General features: G+C 71.8%; 21 protein-coding genes. 10 read left to right on the forward strand and 11 right to left on the reverse strand.

Annotation, left to right across the window (positions count from 1 at the left end):
• Positions 1–2 precede the first annotated feature (2 nt).
• Genes ACFV3I_RS08380 through ACFV3I_RS08390 form a run of 3 tightly spaced genes read left to right on the forward strand, consistent with a single transcriptional unit; the run spans position 3 to position 2,192 of the window.
• Positions 3–338 carry a thiamine-binding protein gene (locus ACFV3I_RS08380; RefSeq protein ID WP_136036879.1) on the forward strand — a complete coding sequence of 112 codons (336 nt, stop codon included), beginning with the start codon at positions 3–5 and terminating at the stop codon, positions 336–338.
• Positions 339–347: 9 nt separating this feature from the next.
• Entirely contained in the window at positions 348–1,577 is a 1,230-nt protein-coding gene (locus ACFV3I_RS08385) for an MFS transporter (protein ID WP_206251449.1), read from the forward strand.
• 9 nt (positions 1,578–1,586) lie between these two features.
• Entirely contained in the window at positions 1,587–2,192 is a 606-nt protein-coding gene (locus ACFV3I_RS08390; protein WP_247638619.1) for an NUDIX domain-containing protein, read from the forward strand.
• Positions 2,193–2,194: 2 nt separating this feature from the next.
• Here ACFV3I_RS08390 and ACFV3I_RS08395 read toward each other — a convergent pair whose 3' ends face one another.
• Both ACFV3I_RS08395 and ACFV3I_RS08400 read right to left on the reverse strand, forming a co-directional pair.
• Positions 2,195–3,400 carry a homoserine O-acetyltransferase gene (locus tag ACFV3I_RS08395; RefSeq protein ID WP_136044555.1) on the reverse strand — a complete coding sequence of 402 codons (1,206 nt, stop codon included), beginning with the start codon at positions 3,398–3,400 and terminating at the stop codon, positions 2,195–2,197.
• A 106-nt stretch (positions 3,401–3,506) separates the two neighbouring features.
• Positions 3,507–4,829 (reverse strand): bifunctional o-acetylhomoserine/o-acetylserine sulfhydrylase, encoded by a 1,323-nt coding sequence (locus ACFV3I_RS08400; RefSeq protein WP_247638620.1) that lies wholly within the window; start codon positions 4,827–4,829, stop codon positions 3,507–3,509.
• A gap of 209 nt (positions 4,830–5,038) precedes the next feature.
• Here ACFV3I_RS08400 and ACFV3I_RS08405 point away from each other — a divergent pair, with 209 nt between their 5' ends.
• From ACFV3I_RS08405 to ACFV3I_RS08420, 4 genes are all read left to right on the forward strand, one after another.
• On the forward strand, positions 5,039–5,641 hold the full coding sequence (locus tag ACFV3I_RS08405; RefSeq protein ID WP_247638621.1) for a hypothetical protein: 603 nt from the start codon (positions 5,039–5,041) through the stop codon (positions 5,639–5,641).
• Between the two features lie 63 nt (positions 5,642–5,704).
• A complete protein-coding gene (locus ACFV3I_RS08410; protein WP_247638622.1) occupies positions 5,705–6,487 on the forward strand; it encodes an SDR family oxidoreductase in 783 nt (260 codons plus the stop codon).
• Positions 6,487–7,203: a uracil-DNA glycosylase gene (locus ACFV3I_RS08415; RefSeq protein WP_136032616.1), complete on the forward strand. Its 717-nt coding sequence runs from the start codon at positions 6,487–6,489 to the stop codon at positions 7,201–7,203. Before ACFV3I_RS08410 ends, ACFV3I_RS08415 begins: the two co-directional genes overlap by 1 nt.
• Positions 7,204–7,207: 4 nt before the next feature.
• Positions 7,208–7,825, forward strand: a complete 618-nt coding sequence (locus ACFV3I_RS08420) for a GNAT family N-acetyltransferase (RefSeq protein WP_136036873.1) — start codon at positions 7,208–7,210, stop codon at positions 7,823–7,825.
• 3 nt (positions 7,826–7,828) lie between these two features.
• Here the strand turns inward: ACFV3I_RS08420 and ACFV3I_RS08425 are convergent, their stop codons facing one another.
• From ACFV3I_RS08425 to ACFV3I_RS08450, 6 genes are all read right to left on the reverse strand, one after another.
• A complete protein-coding gene (locus ACFV3I_RS08425) occupies positions 7,829–8,626 on the reverse strand; it encodes an ABC transporter ATP-binding protein (RefSeq protein WP_136032612.1) in 798 nt (265 codons plus the stop codon).
• The gene (locus ACFV3I_RS08430; protein WP_136044552.1) at positions 8,623–9,414 is read right to left on the reverse strand and encodes an ABC transporter ATP-binding protein; all 792 of its coding nucleotides are present in this window, start codon (positions 9,412–9,414) and stop codon (positions 8,623–8,625) included. The genes ACFV3I_RS08425 and ACFV3I_RS08430 overlap by 4 nt, the downstream gene beginning before the upstream one ends.
• Positions 9,411–10,280, reverse strand: coding sequence for an ABC transporter permease (locus tag ACFV3I_RS08435; RefSeq protein ID WP_136032608.1), 870 nt, complete (start codon positions 10,278–10,280; stop codon positions 9,411–9,413). Before ACFV3I_RS08435 ends, ACFV3I_RS08430 begins: the two co-directional genes overlap by 4 nt.
• Positions 10,277–11,227, reverse strand: a complete 951-nt coding sequence (locus tag ACFV3I_RS08440) for an ABC transporter permease (RefSeq protein ID WP_136032606.1) — start codon at positions 11,225–11,227, stop codon at positions 10,277–10,279. Before ACFV3I_RS08440 ends, ACFV3I_RS08435 begins: the two co-directional genes overlap by 4 nt.
• Positions 11,228–11,245: 18 nt before the next feature.
• The gene (locus ACFV3I_RS08445) at positions 11,246–12,766 is read right to left on the reverse strand and encodes an ABC transporter substrate-binding protein (protein WP_136036870.1); all 1,521 of its coding nucleotides are present in this window, start codon (positions 12,764–12,766) and stop codon (positions 11,246–11,248) included.
• Between the two features lie 92 nt (positions 12,767–12,858).
• Positions 12,859–13,785, reverse strand: a complete 927-nt coding sequence (locus tag ACFV3I_RS08450) for an alpha/beta fold hydrolase (RefSeq protein ID WP_240745409.1) — start codon at positions 13,783–13,785, stop codon at positions 12,859–12,861.
• A gap of 177 nt (positions 13,786–13,962) precedes the next feature.
• Here ACFV3I_RS08450 and ACFV3I_RS08455 point away from each other — a divergent pair, with 177 nt between their 5' ends.
• Genes ACFV3I_RS08455 through ACFV3I_RS08465 form a run of 3 tightly spaced genes read left to right on the forward strand, consistent with a single transcriptional unit; the run spans position 13,963 to position 15,672 of the window.
• Positions 13,963–14,439: a carboxymuconolactone decarboxylase family protein gene (locus tag ACFV3I_RS08455; protein ID WP_378822701.1), complete on the forward strand. Its 477-nt coding sequence runs from the start codon at positions 13,963–13,965 to the stop codon at positions 14,437–14,439.
• Positions 14,436–15,149, forward strand: coding sequence for a tyrosine-protein phosphatase (locus ACFV3I_RS08460; RefSeq protein ID WP_378822702.1), 714 nt, complete (start codon positions 14,436–14,438; stop codon positions 15,147–15,149). The genes ACFV3I_RS08455 and ACFV3I_RS08460 overlap by 4 nt, the downstream gene beginning before the upstream one ends.
• Positions 15,150–15,201: 52 nt before the next feature.
• Complete coding sequence (locus tag ACFV3I_RS08465) at positions 15,202–15,672, forward strand: SIP domain-containing protein (RefSeq protein WP_136044548.1); 471 nt, start codon at positions 15,202–15,204, stop codon at positions 15,670–15,672.
• Between the two features lies 1 nt (position 15,673).
• Here ACFV3I_RS08465 and ACFV3I_RS08470 read toward each other — a convergent pair whose 3' ends face one another.
• The 3 genes from ACFV3I_RS08470 to ACFV3I_RS08480 form a co-directional block, all read right to left on the reverse strand.
• Positions 15,674–16,117, reverse strand: a complete 444-nt coding sequence (locus ACFV3I_RS08470; protein ID WP_240744603.1) for a Fe-S oxidoreductase — start codon at positions 16,115–16,117, stop codon at positions 15,674–15,676.
• Positions 16,114–16,917 (reverse strand): arginase family protein, encoded by an 804-nt coding sequence (locus ACFV3I_RS08475; protein WP_247638626.1) that lies wholly within the window; start codon positions 16,915–16,917, stop codon positions 16,114–16,116. The genes ACFV3I_RS08470 and ACFV3I_RS08475 overlap by 4 nt, the downstream gene beginning before the upstream one ends.
• 66 nt (positions 16,918–16,983) lie before the next feature.
• Complete coding sequence (locus ACFV3I_RS08480) at positions 16,984–17,730, reverse strand: PspA/IM30 family protein (protein ID WP_136032592.1); 747 nt, start codon at positions 17,728–17,730, stop codon at positions 16,984–16,986.
• Positions 17,731–17,762 lie beyond the last annotated feature (32 nt).

Consider the following 17,762-nt stretch of genomic DNA (forward strand, 5'->3'; position numbering starts at 1 on the left):
CCATGCTGATCGCCTTCTCCGTCGCCCCCAGCGGCACACCGGCCGACGGTGCCGTCGACCGCTCCGACGCCTCCGTCCACGACGCGGTGGCCGCCGCCGTGCGCGTGGTGCGGGCCTCCGGACTCCCGCACCGCACGACGAGCATGTTCACCGAGATCGAGGGCCCCGACTGGGACAGCGTGATGGACGTGGTCAAGCGTGCGACCGAGGCGGTCATGCCGTTCGGCTCCCGCGTGTCCCTCGTGCTCAAGGCCGACATCCGTCCGGGGTACTCGGGCGAGCTCGACGCGAAGGTCGAGCGCCTGGAGGCGGCGATCGACGAGGCCGACGCCCGCTAAGCTGAACCGGTGAATCCCTCGACCGCATCGAGGGGTGCGGCGAAGAGGGCGCTCCTCTCTCTCGCCATCGGCAGCTTCGGCATCGGCATGACCGAATTCGTCGTGATGGGGCTGCTCCCGAACATCGCCGCCGACCTGCTGCCGTCCGTCTGGGCGACCAGCCAGGAGGAGGCGCTGAGCCAGGCCGGCTGGCTGATCTCGCTCTACGCGCTCGGCGTGGTGATCGGCGCGCCGACGATCGCGGGTTTCGTCGCCCGGTTCCCGCGCCACCGCGTGATGATCGTGCTGGCGCTCGCGCTCGCCGTGTTCAACGCGCTGACCGTCGTGCTGCCCACGTTCGAGCTGGTCGGTGCATCGCGGTTCCTGGCGGGCCTGCCGCACGGCGCCTACTTCGGGATCGGCGCGCTCGTGGCCGCCGAGGTGATGGGGCCGGGCAACCGCGCGAAGGGCGTCGCCTTCATCCTCACCGGGCTCACGGTGGCGAACGTCGTGGGGGTGCCGCTGGGCACGTTCCTCGGGCAGCAGTGGGGCTGGCGTGCCGCGTTCGCCGTCGTCGCGCTGGTGTTCGCCCTCGCCACGCTCTGCATCGCCCTGTTCGTGCCGGCGCACCCGGGCGACCCCGGTCGCACGATGCGCGCGGAGCTCGGGGTGTTCCGCATCGGACAGGTGTGGTTCACGCTCGGCGTCGGCGCGATCGGCTTCGGCGGCTTCTTCGCCGTCTACAGCTACATCGCGCCGCTGGTCACCGAGGTCGCGGGGTCACCCGAGTGGGCGGTGCCGATCGTGCTGGTGCTGATGGGGCTGGGTATGACCGCGGGCAACCTGGTCGGCGGGCACCTCGCCGACATCGACCTCCGGCGCACGCTGCTGGGTGGCCTGGCCGCGATGGGCGTCGTGTTCGCGCTGCTGGCGGTGCTGTCGTTCTGGATCGTGAGCCTCGGCCTGCTGGTGGTGCTGGTCGGCTTTGTCTCGTCCGTGCTCAGCCCCACCATCCAGACGCGGCTCATGGACGTCGCGGGCGACAACCAGTCGATCGCCGCGGCCATGAACCACTCCGCGCTGAACGTCGGCAACAGCCTCGGCGCGTTCCTGGGCGGCGTCGTGATCGCACTCGGCTGGGGCTTCACCGCTCCCGCGTGGACCGGCGCCGCGCTCGCGGTCGCCGGACTGCTCATCGCGCTGCTGTCGTACGGGGTGGAGGCGCGTCGCGCCCCAGCGGTCGTCGTACTCGCGTCGTAGAGTGACGGGGTGACGATCCCCGACGACGAGCTGCCGCTGGCGGGGACGGCCGTGCTGCTGCGACCCGCCGACGAGGGCTTCCGCGTGCTGCTGCTGCGGCGACCGGAGCGCGGCTCGTTCGCCGGAGCCTGGGTGTTCCCCGGCGGCAAGGTCGAGCAGGGCGACCGCCGCGACGGCGCCGAGCGCGTGGACGATGCGCGGCGGGCGGCGGTGCGCGAGACCGCGGAGGAGGTGGGCCTCGCGATCGACGGGCTCGTGCCCCTGTCGGAGTGGCGGCCGCCCGCGGAGGCTCCCGTCCGCATCCGCACCTGGTTCTTCCTCGCCGAGGCCCCGCGGGCCGAGGCCGTGCCGTCCGAGGCGGAGGTCGCGGAGCTCGCCTGGGTCACCCCGGCGGAGGCCCTCGGCCGACACGCGTCGGGGGAGTGGACGCTGTTCCCGCCCACCTGGGTCACGCTGCACCGGCTGTCGATGCACGACCGGGCCTCCGCGGCGCTCGCGTCGGCCGGGGCGGCGGAGCTGTTCCAGACGCGTGTGCTCGACGGCGGGCGGGCCTTCGCGTGGGAGCAGGGCACGCTGCACGCCGCGGCACGTCCGTGGAGCTTCGCCCCGGCGTGAGCTCAGGCGTCGAGGAGGCGTCGCAGCTGCGTGCCGACCGCGTCGGTCTCGATCAGGAAGCCGTCGTGGCCGAAGTCGCTCGCCAGCACCACCGCGTCGTCGTCGAGCACGGTGGGGATGCTGCGGGCGATACGCTGCTGGCCGTCGACGGGGAACAGCCGGTCGCTGTCGATGCCGAGCACGAGGGTCGTGGCCGTCACCGCGCGCAGCGCCTCCTCCACACCACCGCGACCGCGCCCCACGTCGTGAGAGTTCATGGCCTCGACCAGGGTGATGTAGCTGTTGGCGTCGAACCGGCGCGTGAACTTGTTGCCGTGGAAGTCGAGGTACGACTCCACCGCGAAGCGTCCGCCGTGCCCGAGCGGTGACACGTCGGACTGCCACGACCGCTGGAACCGCTGGTTGAGCTCGATCGGGCTGCGGTAGTTCAGCAGGGCCATGCGCCGGGCGAGGGCGAGGCCGCGGTGGGGGCCGTCGCCGTCGGAGAGGTCGTAGTACTCGCCGCCCTGGAAGCGCGGATCCATGCGGATGGTCTCGAGCTGCACCGTGTTCAGGGCGATCTGGTCGGCCGTCGTCACCGGTGGCGAGGACAGCACGGCGAGCCGCTCGACGCGGGCGGGATGGGTGACCGCCCACTCCAGCGCGTGCATGCCGCCCATCGAGCCGCCGATCACCGCCGCCCAGGTGTCGATGCCGAGCGCGTCGGCCAGGCGCACCTGCGCGGCCACCTGATCGCGGATCGTGAGGTAGGGGAAGCGCGACGCCCACTCGTAGCCGTCGGGGGCGATGCTTGCCGGTCCGGTCGAGCCCTGGCAGCCGCCGAGCATGTTCGGCGCGATCACGAACCACCGGTCGGTGTCGAGCGCCGCGCCCGGCCCGACGATGTCCTCCCACCAGCCGGCCGTGGGGTGTCCGGCCCCTGCCTCGCCGCGCACGTGGCTGTCGCCGGTGAGCGCGTGGAGCACGAGCACGGCGTTGTCCCGTGCGGCGTTCAGCTCGCCCCAGGTCTCGTACGCCAGCCGGATGCCGGGGAGCTCGGCCCCGCTCTCGGTGCGGAACGACCCGAAGGCGGCGAAGCGGCGCCCGCCCACGGGGTCTCCGTCGCGCCACGCGCCGGTCGCGGGCGGTCGGGCACGGAGCAGACGGACGTCGGCCTCCGTCACGGGTGCCGACGGCACCGTGTCCTCGGAGGTCGTCTGCCAGTCCATCCCCCCATTCTCGCCTGGCGGGCGGCGCTCCGGCGGCAGGTTACGCGGCGGGGACGACGGATGCCCCGGACCGCGTGGTCCGGGGCATCCGTGCGAGACGGTCCGCTCAGGCGCGGGCGGCCTCCGAGACGGCGCGCGCGGCGGCGAGGGCCTGGTCGAGGTCGGCCTTCAGGTCGTCGATGTTCTCGAGCCCCACCGACAGACGCACGAGGCCCGGCGTGACACCCGCCGTGAGCTGCTGCTCGGGCGTGAGCTGCGCGTGCGTCGTGGAGGCGGGGTGGATGACGAGCGAGCGCACGTCGCCGATGTTGGCGAGGTGGCTGAACAGCGACAGGCTGTTGACGAACTCGCGACCGGCCTCCACGCCGCCCTTGAGCTCGAACGACAGGACCGCGCCGACGCCCTTCGGCGCGTACTCGTTCGCCTTGGCGTACCACGGCGAGGAGGGCAGACCCGAGTAGTTGACCGACGCGACGTCGTCGCGGCCGTCCAGCCACTCGGCGATCTCCTGGGCGTTCTGCACGTGGCGCTCGATGCGCAGCGACAGGGTCTCCACGCCCTGGATGAGGTTCCACGCGCTCTGCGGCGCGATGGAGGAGCCGAGGTCGCGCAGCAGCTGCACGCGGGCCTTGATGATGTAGGCGAGCGCGTCGCCGACCGCGGCCGTGTAGCTCGCGCCGTGGTACGAGGGGTCGGGCTCGGTGAGGCCGGGGAACTTCTCGACGTTCTCCGACCACGCGAAGCGGCCGCCGTCGATCACGACGCCGCCGATGGTCGTGCCGTGGCCGCCGAGGAACTTGGTGATCGAGTGGACGACGATGTCGGCGCCGTGCTCGAACGGGCGGATGAGGTAGGGCGTCGCGATCGTGTTGTCGACGATCAGGGGGACCCCGTTCTCGTGCGCGATGTCGGCGACCGTGCGGATGTCGAGCACGTTGATCTGCGGGTTGCCGATCGTCTCGGCGAAGAACAGCTTGGTGTTCGGACGGACGGCGCGGCGCCACTCCTCGGGGTCGTCCTGGTTCTCGACGAACGTGACCTCGATGCCGAGCTTGGCGAGCGTGTACTTGAAGAGGTTGTAGGTGCCGCCGTAGATCGAGCTGGAGGCGACGAAGTGGTCGCCGGCCTGGGCGATGTTGAGGATCGCGAAGGTCGAGGCGGCCTGGCCGCTGGACAGGACGAGGGCGCCGGTGCCCCCTTCGAGGGCCGCGAGGCGCTGCTCGAGCACGTCCTGGGTCGGGTTCTGGATGCGGGTGTAGATGTTGCCGAACTCGGCCAGCGCGAACAGGTTCGCGGCGTGGTCGGCGTTGTCGAACACGTACGACGTGGTCTGGTAGATCGGCGTCGCACGCGCCTTCGTGACCGGGTCGGGTGCGGCGCCCGAGTGGATCTGCTTGGTCTCGAAACGCCAGGTCTCGGGTGCGGACATGTGTTCCCCCTGGAACGGTCGGAAGTCGGATGGCTGGTGCCCTTGCAGCGAGAGTACGGAACTTCCCCCGCTGTCAACAGCGGCCGGGAAATGTGACGTAACACAGCGCTCCTCACCTCGAGCGGAGGACGCAGGTCTTCCGCTCGGCCGCCGTGCCGGTTACCGTACCTGCCAGGCGCGGCCGACGGGCCGGCGGACAGGAGACCCCCATGACTGTCGACCACCTCGGTGCGGGCGCACACGATGACGAACCCCGGGGCCTGCCCCGCCGGACCGTGCTGGCGGGCGCGGTCTGGTCCGTGCCGGTGATCGCGCTGGTGACCGCCGCGCCGGCCGCGGCGGCGTCGGCCGAAGGGCTGGGCCGATTCGTGATCGAGACCATGCAGGGCGGCACCTGGGTGGACCCGCAGTACTACGGCGCATCGATCCAGCTGCGCAACGACGACACGCAGGCGGCCACGATCCCGGTGGCGGACATCACCAGCGGCACGGTCACCGTCACCATGAATCGAGCCGACGTCGGCGCGCTGCAACCGGTCGTCATCGCGAACGCCGGCGGGTCGAGCCCGTCCGTTCCCGCGCTCCCGGCGACCGACCCGACCTGGACCGCGGGGGGCGTGACCGACAACGGCGACGGCACCGTGACGTACACACTGGCGTACGTGGGCAGCGTCGCGGGGCAGGGGGTCACGCACGTCACGTTCGGCATCCTCGGTCCGACGCCGCTGAACTCGGGTATCCCCGTGACGGTCACCTCGACGGGGAGCCCCAGCGACGGCACCGTGCACACGCGCACCGCCACGCTGTTCTGACGTTCGCGGCACCACGGCGATCGTCGCTCGGGAATCGGGTGAGGACATCGTACGGTGGAGGGCATGGCGAACAGACGTGCAGTGGTGACAGGGGCGAGTTCCGGGATCGGCGCGGCGACGGTGCGCGCGCTGCGGGGGCGGGGATGGGACGTGGTCGGCGTCGCCCGCCGGGAGGACCGCCTGCGGGCCCTGGCGGCGGAGACCGGGGCCTCGGTGATCGCGTGCGACCTGACCGACGGTGCCGCCGTGTCGGCCCTGGTCGGAGAGCTCGAGCGTTCGGGTCCGCTGCACGCGCTGGTGCAGGTCGCCGGGGGCGCGCGCGGGACGGACCGCGTGGAGGATGCCGCGATCGACGACTGGCAGTGGATGTTCGACGCGAACGTGCTGGCCACGCAGCGCCTGGTCGCGGGCCTCCTGCCCCTCCTGCGGGCGACGGCCGAGGTGGACGGGCACGCCGACACGGTGTTCGTGACCTCGACCGCCGCGCAGACGGCGTATCCGGGCGGGGCGGGGTACAACGCGGCGAAGGCGGCCGAGGCGATGCTGGTGCGGGCCCTGCGCCAGGAGCTCAACGGCGAGCCCATCCGGGTCGTGGAGGTCGCGCCGGGGATGGTGCACACGGAGGAGTTCACGCTCAACCGTCTCGGCGGCGACGCGGTCGCGGCGGAGGCGGTGTACGCCGGGGTGGAGGCGCCCCTCCTGGCCGACGACGTCGCCGATGTGATCGCCTACGCGCTGGGGGCTCCCGCACACGTCAATCTCGACCTGATCACGATGCGCCCGGTGGCGCAGTCCGCCCAGCACCTGCTCGCGCGGGGTCCGCTGCGCGTGCGGACCGCGGAGTGATGGCGGGCCGCGGCCTCGCCGAGCTCGCGCGCGACGGACTGATCGATCCGGGCTGGGCGGAGGCTCTGGCTCCCGCGCAGGAGCGGATCACCGCGCTCGGCGAGCGGCTCCGTGCGGAACAGGCGGCCGGTCGCGGCTACCTTCCCGCGGGCGAGAACGTGCTGCGGGCGTTCCAGCGGCCGCTGTCGGAGGTGCGGGTGCTCATCACGGGGCAGGACCCGTACCCCACGCCGGGGCATCCGATCGGGCTGTCGTTCGCGGTGGACCGCCACGTGCGACCGCTGCCGCGGAGTCTGACGAACATCTACAAGGAGCGCGAGAGCGACCTCGGTCTCCCGCCCGCGCCGCACGGCGACCTCACGGCGTGGAGCGACCAGGGCGTGCTGCTGCTCAACCGGGTGCTCACCGTGCAGCCGGGCGCGGCGGGCTCGCACCGCCGCTGGGGCTGGGAGGAGGTGACAGAGCTCGCGATCCGTGCGCTCGTCGCCCGGGACCAGCCGCTCGTCGCCGTGCTGTGGGGCAGGGACGCCGCGAACCTCCGTCCGCTGCTCGGCGACACGCCGGTGATCGAATCCGCGCACCCGTCGCCGCTCTCGGCGAGCCGCGGCTTCTTCGGTTCGCGGCCCTTCTCCCGCGCCAACGCGCTGCTGGCGGAGGCGGGCGGCGACCCGGTGGACTGGCGGGTGGAGGGCGAGGCGGAGGCGTCCCTAAGCTGAGCGCATGCAGTTCGAGCCGGGGGACCGTCGCCGGGTGCTGCCGCGCCATCTGCGACCGGCACCGGCTCCCGAGGTCTTCGCGTACGCCATCCGGCCCGCGCGTCCCGCCGACCTCCCTCACGTGCGCGAGATCTACAACCACTTCGTGAGCAACTCGGCGGTCACGCTCGACGAGCGCCGCAGCACGATCCCGTCCTGGCGGGAGAAGTATGCGCTGCTCGACCGTCTCGGGCTCCCGTTCCTGGTGGCGGTGTCGCCATCGGGGGCCGTGCTGGGCTACGCGGTGGCGCAGCCGTGGGCGGGCAAGAACGCGTACCGCTACACGGTCGAGGACTCGATCTACCTCGGCCCGGGGGCGGGCGGGAAGGGGCTGGGGTCGGCGCTCCTGCAGGCGCTCATCGAGGCGTGCGAGCAGCGCGGCATCCGCGAGATGGTCGCGGTGATCAGCGACCGCGGGGCCGAGGCGTCGATCCGGTTGCACGAGAAGCTCGGCTTCGTCGAGGCGGGGCGGATGGGACGTGTCGGACACAAGTTCGGCCGCGACCTCGGCACCGTGTATCTGCGCCGGGCGCTGCGCCCGTCCCGTCCGCGTCGCGGCGCGCTGTTCGGCCGCTCCCGCTGAGCCTCAGCCCTCCGCAGGGCCGGGGATGACCGGGATCGCCGCCAGCAGCGCCCGCGTGTAGTCGTGCGCGGGGTGCAGCAGCACGTCCGCCGTCGCACCGCGCTCGACGATGCGGCCGTCCTTCATCACCACGACCGTGTCGCACAGGTTCTGCACCACGCCGATGTCGTGCGAGACGAGCAGCAGCGTCAGCTCGGAGGTCGCCTTGAGCTCGCGCAGCAGGTCGAGGATCTGCGCGCGCACCGTGACGTCGAGGGCGGACAGCGGCTCGTCGCCCACGAGGATGCGCGGACGATGCACGATCGCGCGGGCGAGGGCGATGCGCTGCCGCTGCCCGCCGGAGAACTCGTGCGGGTAGCGGTCGCCCATGTCCGGCTCGAGCCCGACCTGGGCGAGCACTTCCCGTACGCGTGCCCGGTGGTCGCCCTCGATGCCCAGGGCCCACAGGGGCTCCCGCACGATCTGGCCCGCGGTCATGCGGGGGTCGAGCGAGGCGTACGGGTCCTGGAACACGAGCCCGGTCTGCCGTCGCAGCCAGTGCAGCGCCCGGGCGGAGGCCGCGGCGTCGACCGCACGACCGTCCACCGCGACCGTTCCGGCGGTCGGGCGGTCGAGCCCGAGGAGCAGCCGCACCAGGGTGGACTTGCCCGACCCCGACTCGCCGATGATACCGACCGACGACCCCTCGACCACGTCGAGGTCGGTGGGCTCCAGCGCGGTCTGCCGCCGCGTTCGCTCGAAGGTCGTGCGCTTCGGTACCACGAAGTCCCGCCGCAGGCCGCGTGCCTCGATCAGGCTCATGCCGCACCGCCTTCCGGCCGCCACAGGGTCGCGGTCGCATCGCGCAGCAGCCCCTGCGTCACGGGGGAGGCGGGGGTGCTCAGCAGGGTCGACACGGGTGCGGCCTCGACGACCCTGCCGTGTTCGAGCACCACGCCGGCGGTCGCCACCTGGGCCAGCACCGCGAGGTCGTGCGTGATGAACACGAGCGACATGCCCTCGTCTTCCACGAGCCCCAGCAGCAGGGACAGGATCTCCGCCTGGATCGTCACGTCGAGCGCCGTGGTGGGTTCGTCGGCGATGAGCAGCCGAGGGCGGCAGGCGAGGGCCATCGCGATCGCCACCCGCTGCCGCTGCCCGCCCGAGAGCTGGTGCGGGTAGCGGTCGACGATGGTCTCGGGGTCGGGGAGCCGCACGCGTGCCGCCTGGGCGATCGCGCGCTCCCTGGCCTCGCGCTTCCCGAGACCCTGGTGGATACGGATCGACTCGGCGATCTGCCGCCCCACGGTACGGATCGGGTTCAGGGCGGTGCGTGGCTCCTGGAACACGATGCCGATGTCGTCGCCGCGCAGCCGCGCGAGCTCCCGGTCGGGAAGGCCGATCAGCTCGGTGCCGTCCCAGCGGATGCTGCCGTGCGCGGTCGCCCCGTCCGGGAGCAGCCCGAGCACTGCAAGCGCCGTGAGCGACTTTCCGGAGCCGGATTCGCCGATCAGCCCGACCCTGGCGCCATCGGGCACCTCGAACGACACGCCGTCGACCAGGCGTCGCCCGTCGAGCTCGACGACCAGGTCCTCCACCACCAGGCTCACGCGACCACCGCCGGGGTGTGCGTCTCAGCGGCGCGGTGCCGCAGGGTCGGGTCGGTCGCCTCGCGCAGTCCGTCGCCCAGCAGGTTGAGCGCCAGCACGGTGAGGGTGATGGTCAGTCCCGGCCAGATGACCGTGAGCGGGTGCACGCCGATGTAGCGCTGCAGGTCGGCGAGCAGCAGACCCCAGCTCGGCTCGACCACCGAGGCGCCGAAGCCGAGGTAGGACAGGCCGGCCTCGGCGAGCACGGCCACCGCCATCGACCACGACAGCTGCACGATGAACACCGGGGCCACGTTCGGCAGCAGGTGGCGCACGAGCGTCTGCGCCGGTGTCAGCCCCGAGGCGCGGGCGGCGAGGATGAAGTCGCTCTGCTGCACGCGGCGCAGCTCGGGGCGCGTGACCCGGGCGATGTTCACGCCGAACCCGATGCCGACCGCCCAGATGACGACCCACAGCGACCCGCCCCAGACCGACGAGATCATCATGGCGATGAGCAGCACCGGGAACGCGATCAGGATGTCGACGAGCACGGCCACGGTCTCGCGCACGAGCCGCGTGGTGAGCGCTCCGAGGGCCGCGAGCGCGATGCCGACGAGCGTGGCGATGAGGCCGGCGCCGACACTGACGAACACGGTCGTGCGGGCGCCGGCCATCAGCAGACTGAGGATGTCGCGCCCGGTGTCGTCGGTGCCCAGCAGGTGGGGGAGGCCCGGCGGCAGCCAACGGTCGCCGATGTCGGAGGCGCGCGGGTCGAACGGCGTCCAGAACAGCGATACGAGGGCCGCGAGCGCGATGACGGCGACCACGATCAGGCCGAAGCGTCCGGTCGCGGTCTGCCACAGCCGGTGCAGCCAGCGGGGGGTCATGCGGCCTCCCGCTGTCTGGGGTCGATCGCGCGATGCAGCAGGTCGACCACGAAGCCCACGACCAGGACGAACCCGGTGAGCACGAGCAGCTCGCTCTGCACCTTGATCAGGTCGCGCGTGCCCACGTCGGCCACCAGCATCCGGCCGATACCGGGCAGGGTGAACAGCTGCTCGATCACGACGGAGCCGACGATGATCCCGGCGACCTGGAGCCCGAGCACCGTCACGATCGACAGCCCGACCGCCGGGATGCCGTGCTGGATCAGGGCGCGCGTGCGGGTGAGCCCTTTGGCCGCGGCCGTGCGCACGAAATCCTGACCGGCGGCCTGGAGCGTGGCGCTGCGCACGAACCGCATGAGCATCGCGCCCTCCACGATCCCGATGGTCAGCGCGGGAAGCAGCAGCGCCTCGATGGCTCGGCCCGGGGTCGACCAGCCGGTGCGCGGAAAGCCCTGCGGCGGGAGCCAGCCGAGCCACACGGAGAACACCACGATCAGCATCATGCCCGCCCAGACCACCGGAACGGCCGCGAGCGCCTGCGCACCGACGCTGAGCGCCGTCCCGCCGCGCCGGCCGCGCAGAAGGGCCGCGAGGATCCCGAACGGCACGGCGATGAGCACCGCGATCAGCAGCGACAGCAGGCCGAGCGGCACCGTGACCTGCGCCTTGAGCAGCAGCTCCTCGCCGACGGACGCGCCGGAGAGGAGGGAGGTGCCGAGGTCGCCGCGGAAGATGCCGCCGATCCAGTCGGTGTACTGCGCGAGCAGGGGACGGTTCAGGCCGAGCGACTCCCGGAGGGCTTCGACCTCGGAGGGCGAGGCCTGGGTCCCGGCGATGAGCTGGGCGACGTCACCGGGGAACACCCGGAGGGTCAGGAAGATGAGCGCGCTCGACACGAGGAGCCCTGCGATGAGCAGGGCCCCTCGGACGAGCGCGTAGCGCAGCACGGGGTCGGAACCGGGCGCTCAGTCGGCGCTGCTGACGGTGACGTCCGCCAGGTTGATGCGCGAGTTGATCGAGTCCTCCGGGAAGCCCGAGACGATCGGGCTGACCGCGGTGATGGTCTCGCCGTTGTACAGCCAGTCGGCCGCGTGGTCCTCCGACACGATGCGGGCGGCCTGGGCGAGCAGCTTCGCCGACGCGTCGGGGTCGACCTCGGCCAGCGCCTGGGCGTACAGGTCCTGCACCTCGGCGTTGTCGTAGCCGAAGTAGTAGTCCGGGTTGGCGAAGTTGCCGAAGTCGCGCGGCTCGACGTGCAGCACGAAGCTGAGGTCGTAGTCCTTGTTGGTGTAGACGTCTTCGAGCCAGGTCGGGAACTCCACCGAGTCGACCTCGAGGTTCACGCCGACCTTGTCGAAGTCGGAGATGAGCACCTTCGGGACGGTCGTGCCGTAGAACGAGGGGATCGTGAGCGTGAGGTCGAGGTCCTCCTGCCCCGCCTCGGCCAGCAGCTCCTTCGCGCGCTCCGGGTCGTAGGAGATCACGTCGGAGAGGTCCTCGTAGCCCGGGTCGAGCTCGGGGATCGGCCCGTACAGCGGGGTGCCGGCTCCGACGGCCTCGATCAGCGCGTCGTGGTCGATCGCCAGGCGCAGCGCCTCACGCACGCGCACGTCGTCGAGCGGCGCCTTCTTGTTGTTGAACGCGAGCGTGGCTTTGTCGGTCGTGCGGCCCTTCGTGAGGGTGAAGTCGCCGGAGTCCTCCAGCTGTGATGCGAGGTTCGGGTCGACGGCGGTGAGCACGTCGACGTCGCCGGCGAGCGCCGCGTTCACGCCGGCGGTGAAGTCGGGGATGTACTGGAACTCGACCTCGGCGACGCTCACCGGGTCGCCCCAGTACTCGTCGTTGCGCGCGAACGTGATGGTGCTGCCCTTGTTCCAGCGCGAGAGCGTGAACGGGCCGGTGCCGTTCTCCGCGGTCTTCAGATCGGTCGTGTCGCCGGTCTTGAACACGAGTCCGGCCGGGCCCGTGAGTGCGAACAGGAAGTTCTGGTTCGGCGCAGACAGCACGATCTGCACGGTGGTCGGGTCGGGGGCGGTGATCGAGGCGACCGACGCGAACTCGGCGTTGCCCTGCACGGTGGCGTCGGTGCGCACGGTCTCGTACGACGAGACGACGTCGGCGGAGGTCAGGGGAGTGCCGTCGTGGAAGACGACTCCGTCGTTCAGCGTGAACGTGTAGGTCAGCCCGTCGTCCGACACCTCGTAGTCCGAGGCCAGACGCCCCTCGATCTCGTTCTCCTGCGTGCGGCTGACGAGGCCCTCGTAGATGTTGTCGATGAGGATCTGCTCGAGGGCGGCGCCGCTCGTGTGGCGGATGTCGAGGTTGGTGGGCTCGAGCACGAGCCCCACGTGCAGCGTCGCGTTCGAATCGGGCTCGCCGGTCCCGGTGGAGGGTCCGGGCTCTGCGGAGCCGGAGCAGGCGCTGAGCACGACGGCGGTGGCCGCGAGTGCGGAGATCAGCGCGAGGCGTCGGTGACGAAAGAACATGGGTGTTTCCTCTCGGTGCGGCAGGTGCTGTGTGCCGGTGGGACGAGCCTAGGGTTGCGGGGAGGTGCGGGGGTCGGCGACGGAACGGAACGTCATATTCCGCCGGTCGCCGACGTGGTGCGCGAGGTCAGGAGCGCAGCCAGCTCGGCGGGCGCGGTCTCCTGCACGTTGTGGGTGGCGTCGAGCACCACCACGCGGGCGGCGGGGAGGCGGCGCTGCAGCTCGGCGGCGTCCTCGGCGCTCACGAAGCCCCGCTCCGCCCGGACCAGCGTCAGCGGGGAGCGCACGCCGGCGAGGTCGTCCCAGCCGGTCTCGTGCAGGACGGACGGGGCGGCGGGGGTGCCGGGGTCGTGCGCCGACAGCGCCTGCGCCGCGAGGTGGGCGAAGTGGTGCTTCCACTCGATCCGGCCGTCGTCGCGCACACGCGTGTTGAGGAAGACGCCGCGCTCGGTCTCGGGGCGGGTGCCGCCGAAGCCGAGCGCCATGGCCTTGTCGACCAGCTCGTCGCGGGTGGCGAAGTCGGTCGGGCCCTCGTAGAACGCCCGCAGCGCCGCGGGGCCGGCGGTCACGTCCACTCCCGGCGTGATGTCGACGACCACGAGTTCGGCCACGAGGTCGGGGCGGGCCGCGGCGAGGGCGGCGCCGGTGAGCCCGCCGAGGGACTGGCCGACGACCACCTGCGGCTGGGTCGTCCAGGCGTCGAGCGCGGCGGCCACGTCGGCGGCGAGCACGCGCGGGGTGTAGTCGGCGTCGTCGCGCCACGAGGAGTCGCCGTGACCGGCGAGGTCGATCGCGAGCACCGGCTGCTGCAGGGCCAGCGCGGTCGTGTCCCACGTGTGCGCGTTGAGCCCGGCCCCGTGCAGGAGCGTGATCCGGGGCTCGCCCGTGCCGAACCGGAGGGCGCTGAGGGTGCGGCCGTCCGCGAGCGGTAGTGTCAGGCGCTGCACCTCCGGGAGGGGGACGCCGAGCGCTTCGGCCTGTGCGGGAAGATAGGTGAACTCGCTGGTGTCGATCGCCACGGGGCTATTCTGCGCCCCTGCCACGCCGACGCGGAAATGCGAGAGCATTGTGACAAAAAGCTGCGGTCGATTACTTCTCGTTTCGATGTACATCATCGCGAGTAGCTTGACCTTCTGCATTTCCGGGTGTGCGCGCTCGCCGGTCGCTGCGCCTCGACCGCGCCATATCATGGAGGCATGACCGAACAGCGCGTGCATCTCTCCAAGACCGAGCCGGCTGCGTATCAGGCCCTCGACGCGTTCTCCAAGACGGTCGGCTCCATCTGTGCGGCGAACGGGATCAATGACCGGCTCAAGGAGCTCGTCATGATCCACTGCTCGCAGTTGAACGGGTGCAGCTATTGCACGCGCATCCATGTCGATCGCGCGGCCGCCGCCGGGATCGACGCCGACACGCTCACGCAGATCCCCGTGTGGCGCGAGAGCGGGGTCTTCAGCGACCGGGAGCGGGCAGCGCTCGAGCTCGCCGAGGCGTTCACGTTCATCGCGGAGGACGGCATCTCCGACGAGGTGTACGACCTGGTCGGCAGCGTCTTCACCGAGAAGGAGTACGCCGCGCTGAGCTGGGCCTGCGTATCGATCAACGCATTCAACCGCATCGTCATCGCCGGTCGCTACCCGGTGCCGCCGCGCACCGCACCGGCCGCGTCATGACCGTTCTCGACGTCGAGGGCGTCTCGAACGTCCGAGACGTGGGCGGGATGCAGGCGGAAGGTGGGCGCATCCGCTCGGGTGTGCTGCTGCGGTCCGGTCAGCTCTCCACCGCGACGCCCGCCGGGGCCGCTGTCCTGCGGGACGCCGTGGCGCGCATCGTGGATCTGCGCGACGGGGAGGAGGTCGCCGCGGAGCCGAGCGAGATCGACGGGCCGGAGACGACGCACCTGCCGCTCTTCCTCGGGTCCGTCCGCTCCTTCTTCGAGTCGGACGTGAGCCTCGACGGCCTGTACCTGCACCTGCTGGAGGAGAGCGGCGACCGGCTGGTGGAGGCCGTCCGCATCATCGCCGCCGGCGACCCGACCCTGGTGCACTGCACGGTGGGCAAGGACCGCACCGGGGTGACCGTCGCGCTCGCCCTGTCGGCCGTCGGCGCCGATCGGGAGGCGGTGATCGCGGATTACGCGCTCACCGAGTCGCAGCTGCCGCCGGAGCGCTCGCGGCGCATCGCGGAGTACCTGCGCTCACAGCACCCGGAGGCGGTGCACGCGGTGGCCCTTGCCACGCAGTCGCCCGCCGACGTCATGCGACGGCTGCTCGCGCAGGTCGATGAGCGCTGGGGCTCGGCGGCGGGATACCTGCGCGCCAACGGCATGACCGAGGGCGAGCTCGACGCCCTGCGTGCCGCCCTGGTCGAGCCCATCGACTGAGGTCGACGGGGAAGGTTAGGCAAGCCTTCACTTGGTGTAGCATGGAGCCATCATGACCACCTCGCTCGAGATCCGCGGAGCCCGCGCTGCACGTCGTGCCGCGCGTCGCCGCGCCCACCACCTGGTGACGGCCGATGAGCACTCCCTCGCGGAGCTCGAGGCCTTCCTGGCCACGCTGCCCCTGTGTGCCTCCGGTCGCATCTTCATCGAGGTGCCCGAGGTGTCCGACATCGGCGTGATCGAGGCACCCGGTCGCATGACGGTCACCTGGCTCGCGCGTGGACAGCGCTCGGGAACCCCGGGCAGCGGTCGCGCCTGCGCCGCGGGACAGGCGCTCGCCCGTGCCACCTGCGCCTGGGCCGACGAGATGATGTGCGACGACGAGGTGGAGACCCACGTCACGCTGCTGGGCGGCTACCTCGGCACGGCCGACATCGTCGAGCACCTCACCGGCGCCCTCGGCATCGCCCCCGGTCTGATCCACGCACCGGAGCGCTTCGGCCTCCTGCCGATCGCGCGCTGACTCAGCGCGGACGACGGACGTAGTTGCCGTCTTCCAGCCCCGCCTCGATTTCGAAGCGGTTGCGCAGCGGGTCGCGCCCCGCGAACAGGTACAGCACCGGCATCAGGAACCCGTAGCGCAGCCACTGCTCCTTGTGCACCGCCTCGTGTCGCAGGACCGCGTCGCTCGGCGGTTCGTCACCGGTGAGGAAGCAGCCACCGACGCACACACCGCCGCGGTTGAACGTCCACGAGGGCATGCCGCGGAAGATCCACAGGCCGTTGCGTCGCTCGACCCGCCCCGTGCTCCACAGGGAGCCCCAGAGCCAGCCGACGGCTGTGCCCCAGGCGTAGCCCAGGCGGCTGATGGGGGAGCGCAGCAAGAACGCGGGGATGCGACGATCCGCACGCCGCCCGCGGCGCAGCCGTTCGGCGGCCTCGTCCTGCCAGCCCTCCGGCGGCGTCACGCGACCGCTCCGACCAGGCGCAGCAGCGCGCCCAGATCGTCGACCGCGTCGGCAGGGGACCGCGGCGCGAAGCCGGCGATCGTCGCCCCGGCCAGCGGGATGCTCTCCCGCAGGCGGCGGATGGCGGCGCTCAGGGCGGCGGGAGACACCCCGAACGGCACCGCGGAGGACACTCCGGCGAAGGCGGCGGGGTCGAGCACGTCGACGTCGATGTGGACCCACACGCGGCGGGCGCCCGTGGCCCGCACCGCGGCGGCCAGTGCGTCCGGATCGTCGAGATCGGCGACCGACAGACCGGTGAGCGCGGCGAGCGGATCGACCTCGGCGTCGTCGACGTTGCGGACGCCGACGGTCACCACGCGCTCCCGCGGCACACCGGGGGACAGCGCGAGCTGCTCCTCGCCCTCGCCGAGCACCGCGCGCAGCGCCATGCCCGAGAAGGCACCGGACGGGGAGGTCTCCGGCGTGTGCAGGTCGGCATGCGCGTCGCACCACACGACCGCCACATCGTCCGTCCCCCCGGGGAGCGCGTCGAGTGCCGCGACCGTGATGCTGCAGTCGCCGCCGATCAGCACCGTGTCGGCCGTGAGGTGCTCGCGCACCAGCTCGCGCGTCCGCTGCAGGGCGCTGAGGCGTCGCACCCCCGTCCCGAGGGACTCGCCCGCCTCGACGGGCACCTCCAGCACGGTGGTCGCCGCGCGCGGGAGATCGCCGGCGATCGCCGACGCCCCGTCGACCAGGAGCATCGCCCGCGCGGCGGGCGAACCCTGCCACTGCGGCACGACGAGGAAGCGGACCATGGGAAGACCTCTCGACAGCGGAAGTGCTGATGCCCCGGGCACGCGGCCCGGGGCATCAGCGAGGGATCAGGAACCTTCGAGTGCCTGACGGGGAGCAGCGCCCCCGGCCTTGAGCTCGGCCAGGCGCGCCTCGACCTCGGTCAGCTCGCCGAGGTCCTCCAGGCTCTCGAACTGCGCATCGAGGCTCGACGCGGCCAGCTCGGCCTTGCCCTGCGCGATGGCCTCCTGGCGGCGGACCTTGTCCTCGAAGCGGCCCAGCTCGCTGGTCGGGTCGAGCACGTTGATCGAGCTCACCGCGTCCTGCACCTTGGTCTGCGCCTCGGCGACCTTGGCGCGGGCGAGCAGCTCGCTGCGCTTGTTCTTGAGTTCGTTGAGCTTGTCCTTCATGCCGTTGAGGCCGGTCTTGAGCTTGTCGACGATCTCCGTCTGCGCGGCGATCTGCGGCTCGGCGCCGGTCGCCTCACGCTCGGCGCTGATCTGGCGCTGCAGGGCGATCTTGGCGAGGTTGTCGAACTTGTCGGCGTCGGCGGTGTTGCCGGCACCGCGCATCTCATCGGCCTTGCGGCTCGCGGCGAGGGCCTTGTTGCCCCACTCGGTGGCGGCCTGCACGTCTTCCTCGTGATCGCGCTCGAGCAGACGCAGGTTGCCGATGGTCTCCGCGATGGCGGACTCGGCGTCGGCGATGCTGTTGGTGTAGTCGCGGACGAGCTGGTCGAGCATCTTCTGCGGGTCTTCCGCAGAATCCAGGAGGGCGTTGATGTTCGCGCGGACGAGGGTGGAGATCCGTCCGAAGATGGACTGCTTGGCGGTCATGCGTGGTTCCTTTCAGAGGGTCGTCGTAAAGA

It is taken from the genome of Microbacterium sp. NPDC059771 (genome assembly GCF_042732495.1).
Taxonomy (GTDB): domain Bacteria; phylum Actinomycetota; class Actinomycetes; order Actinomycetales; family Microbacteriaceae; genus Microbacterium; species Microbacterium sufflavum.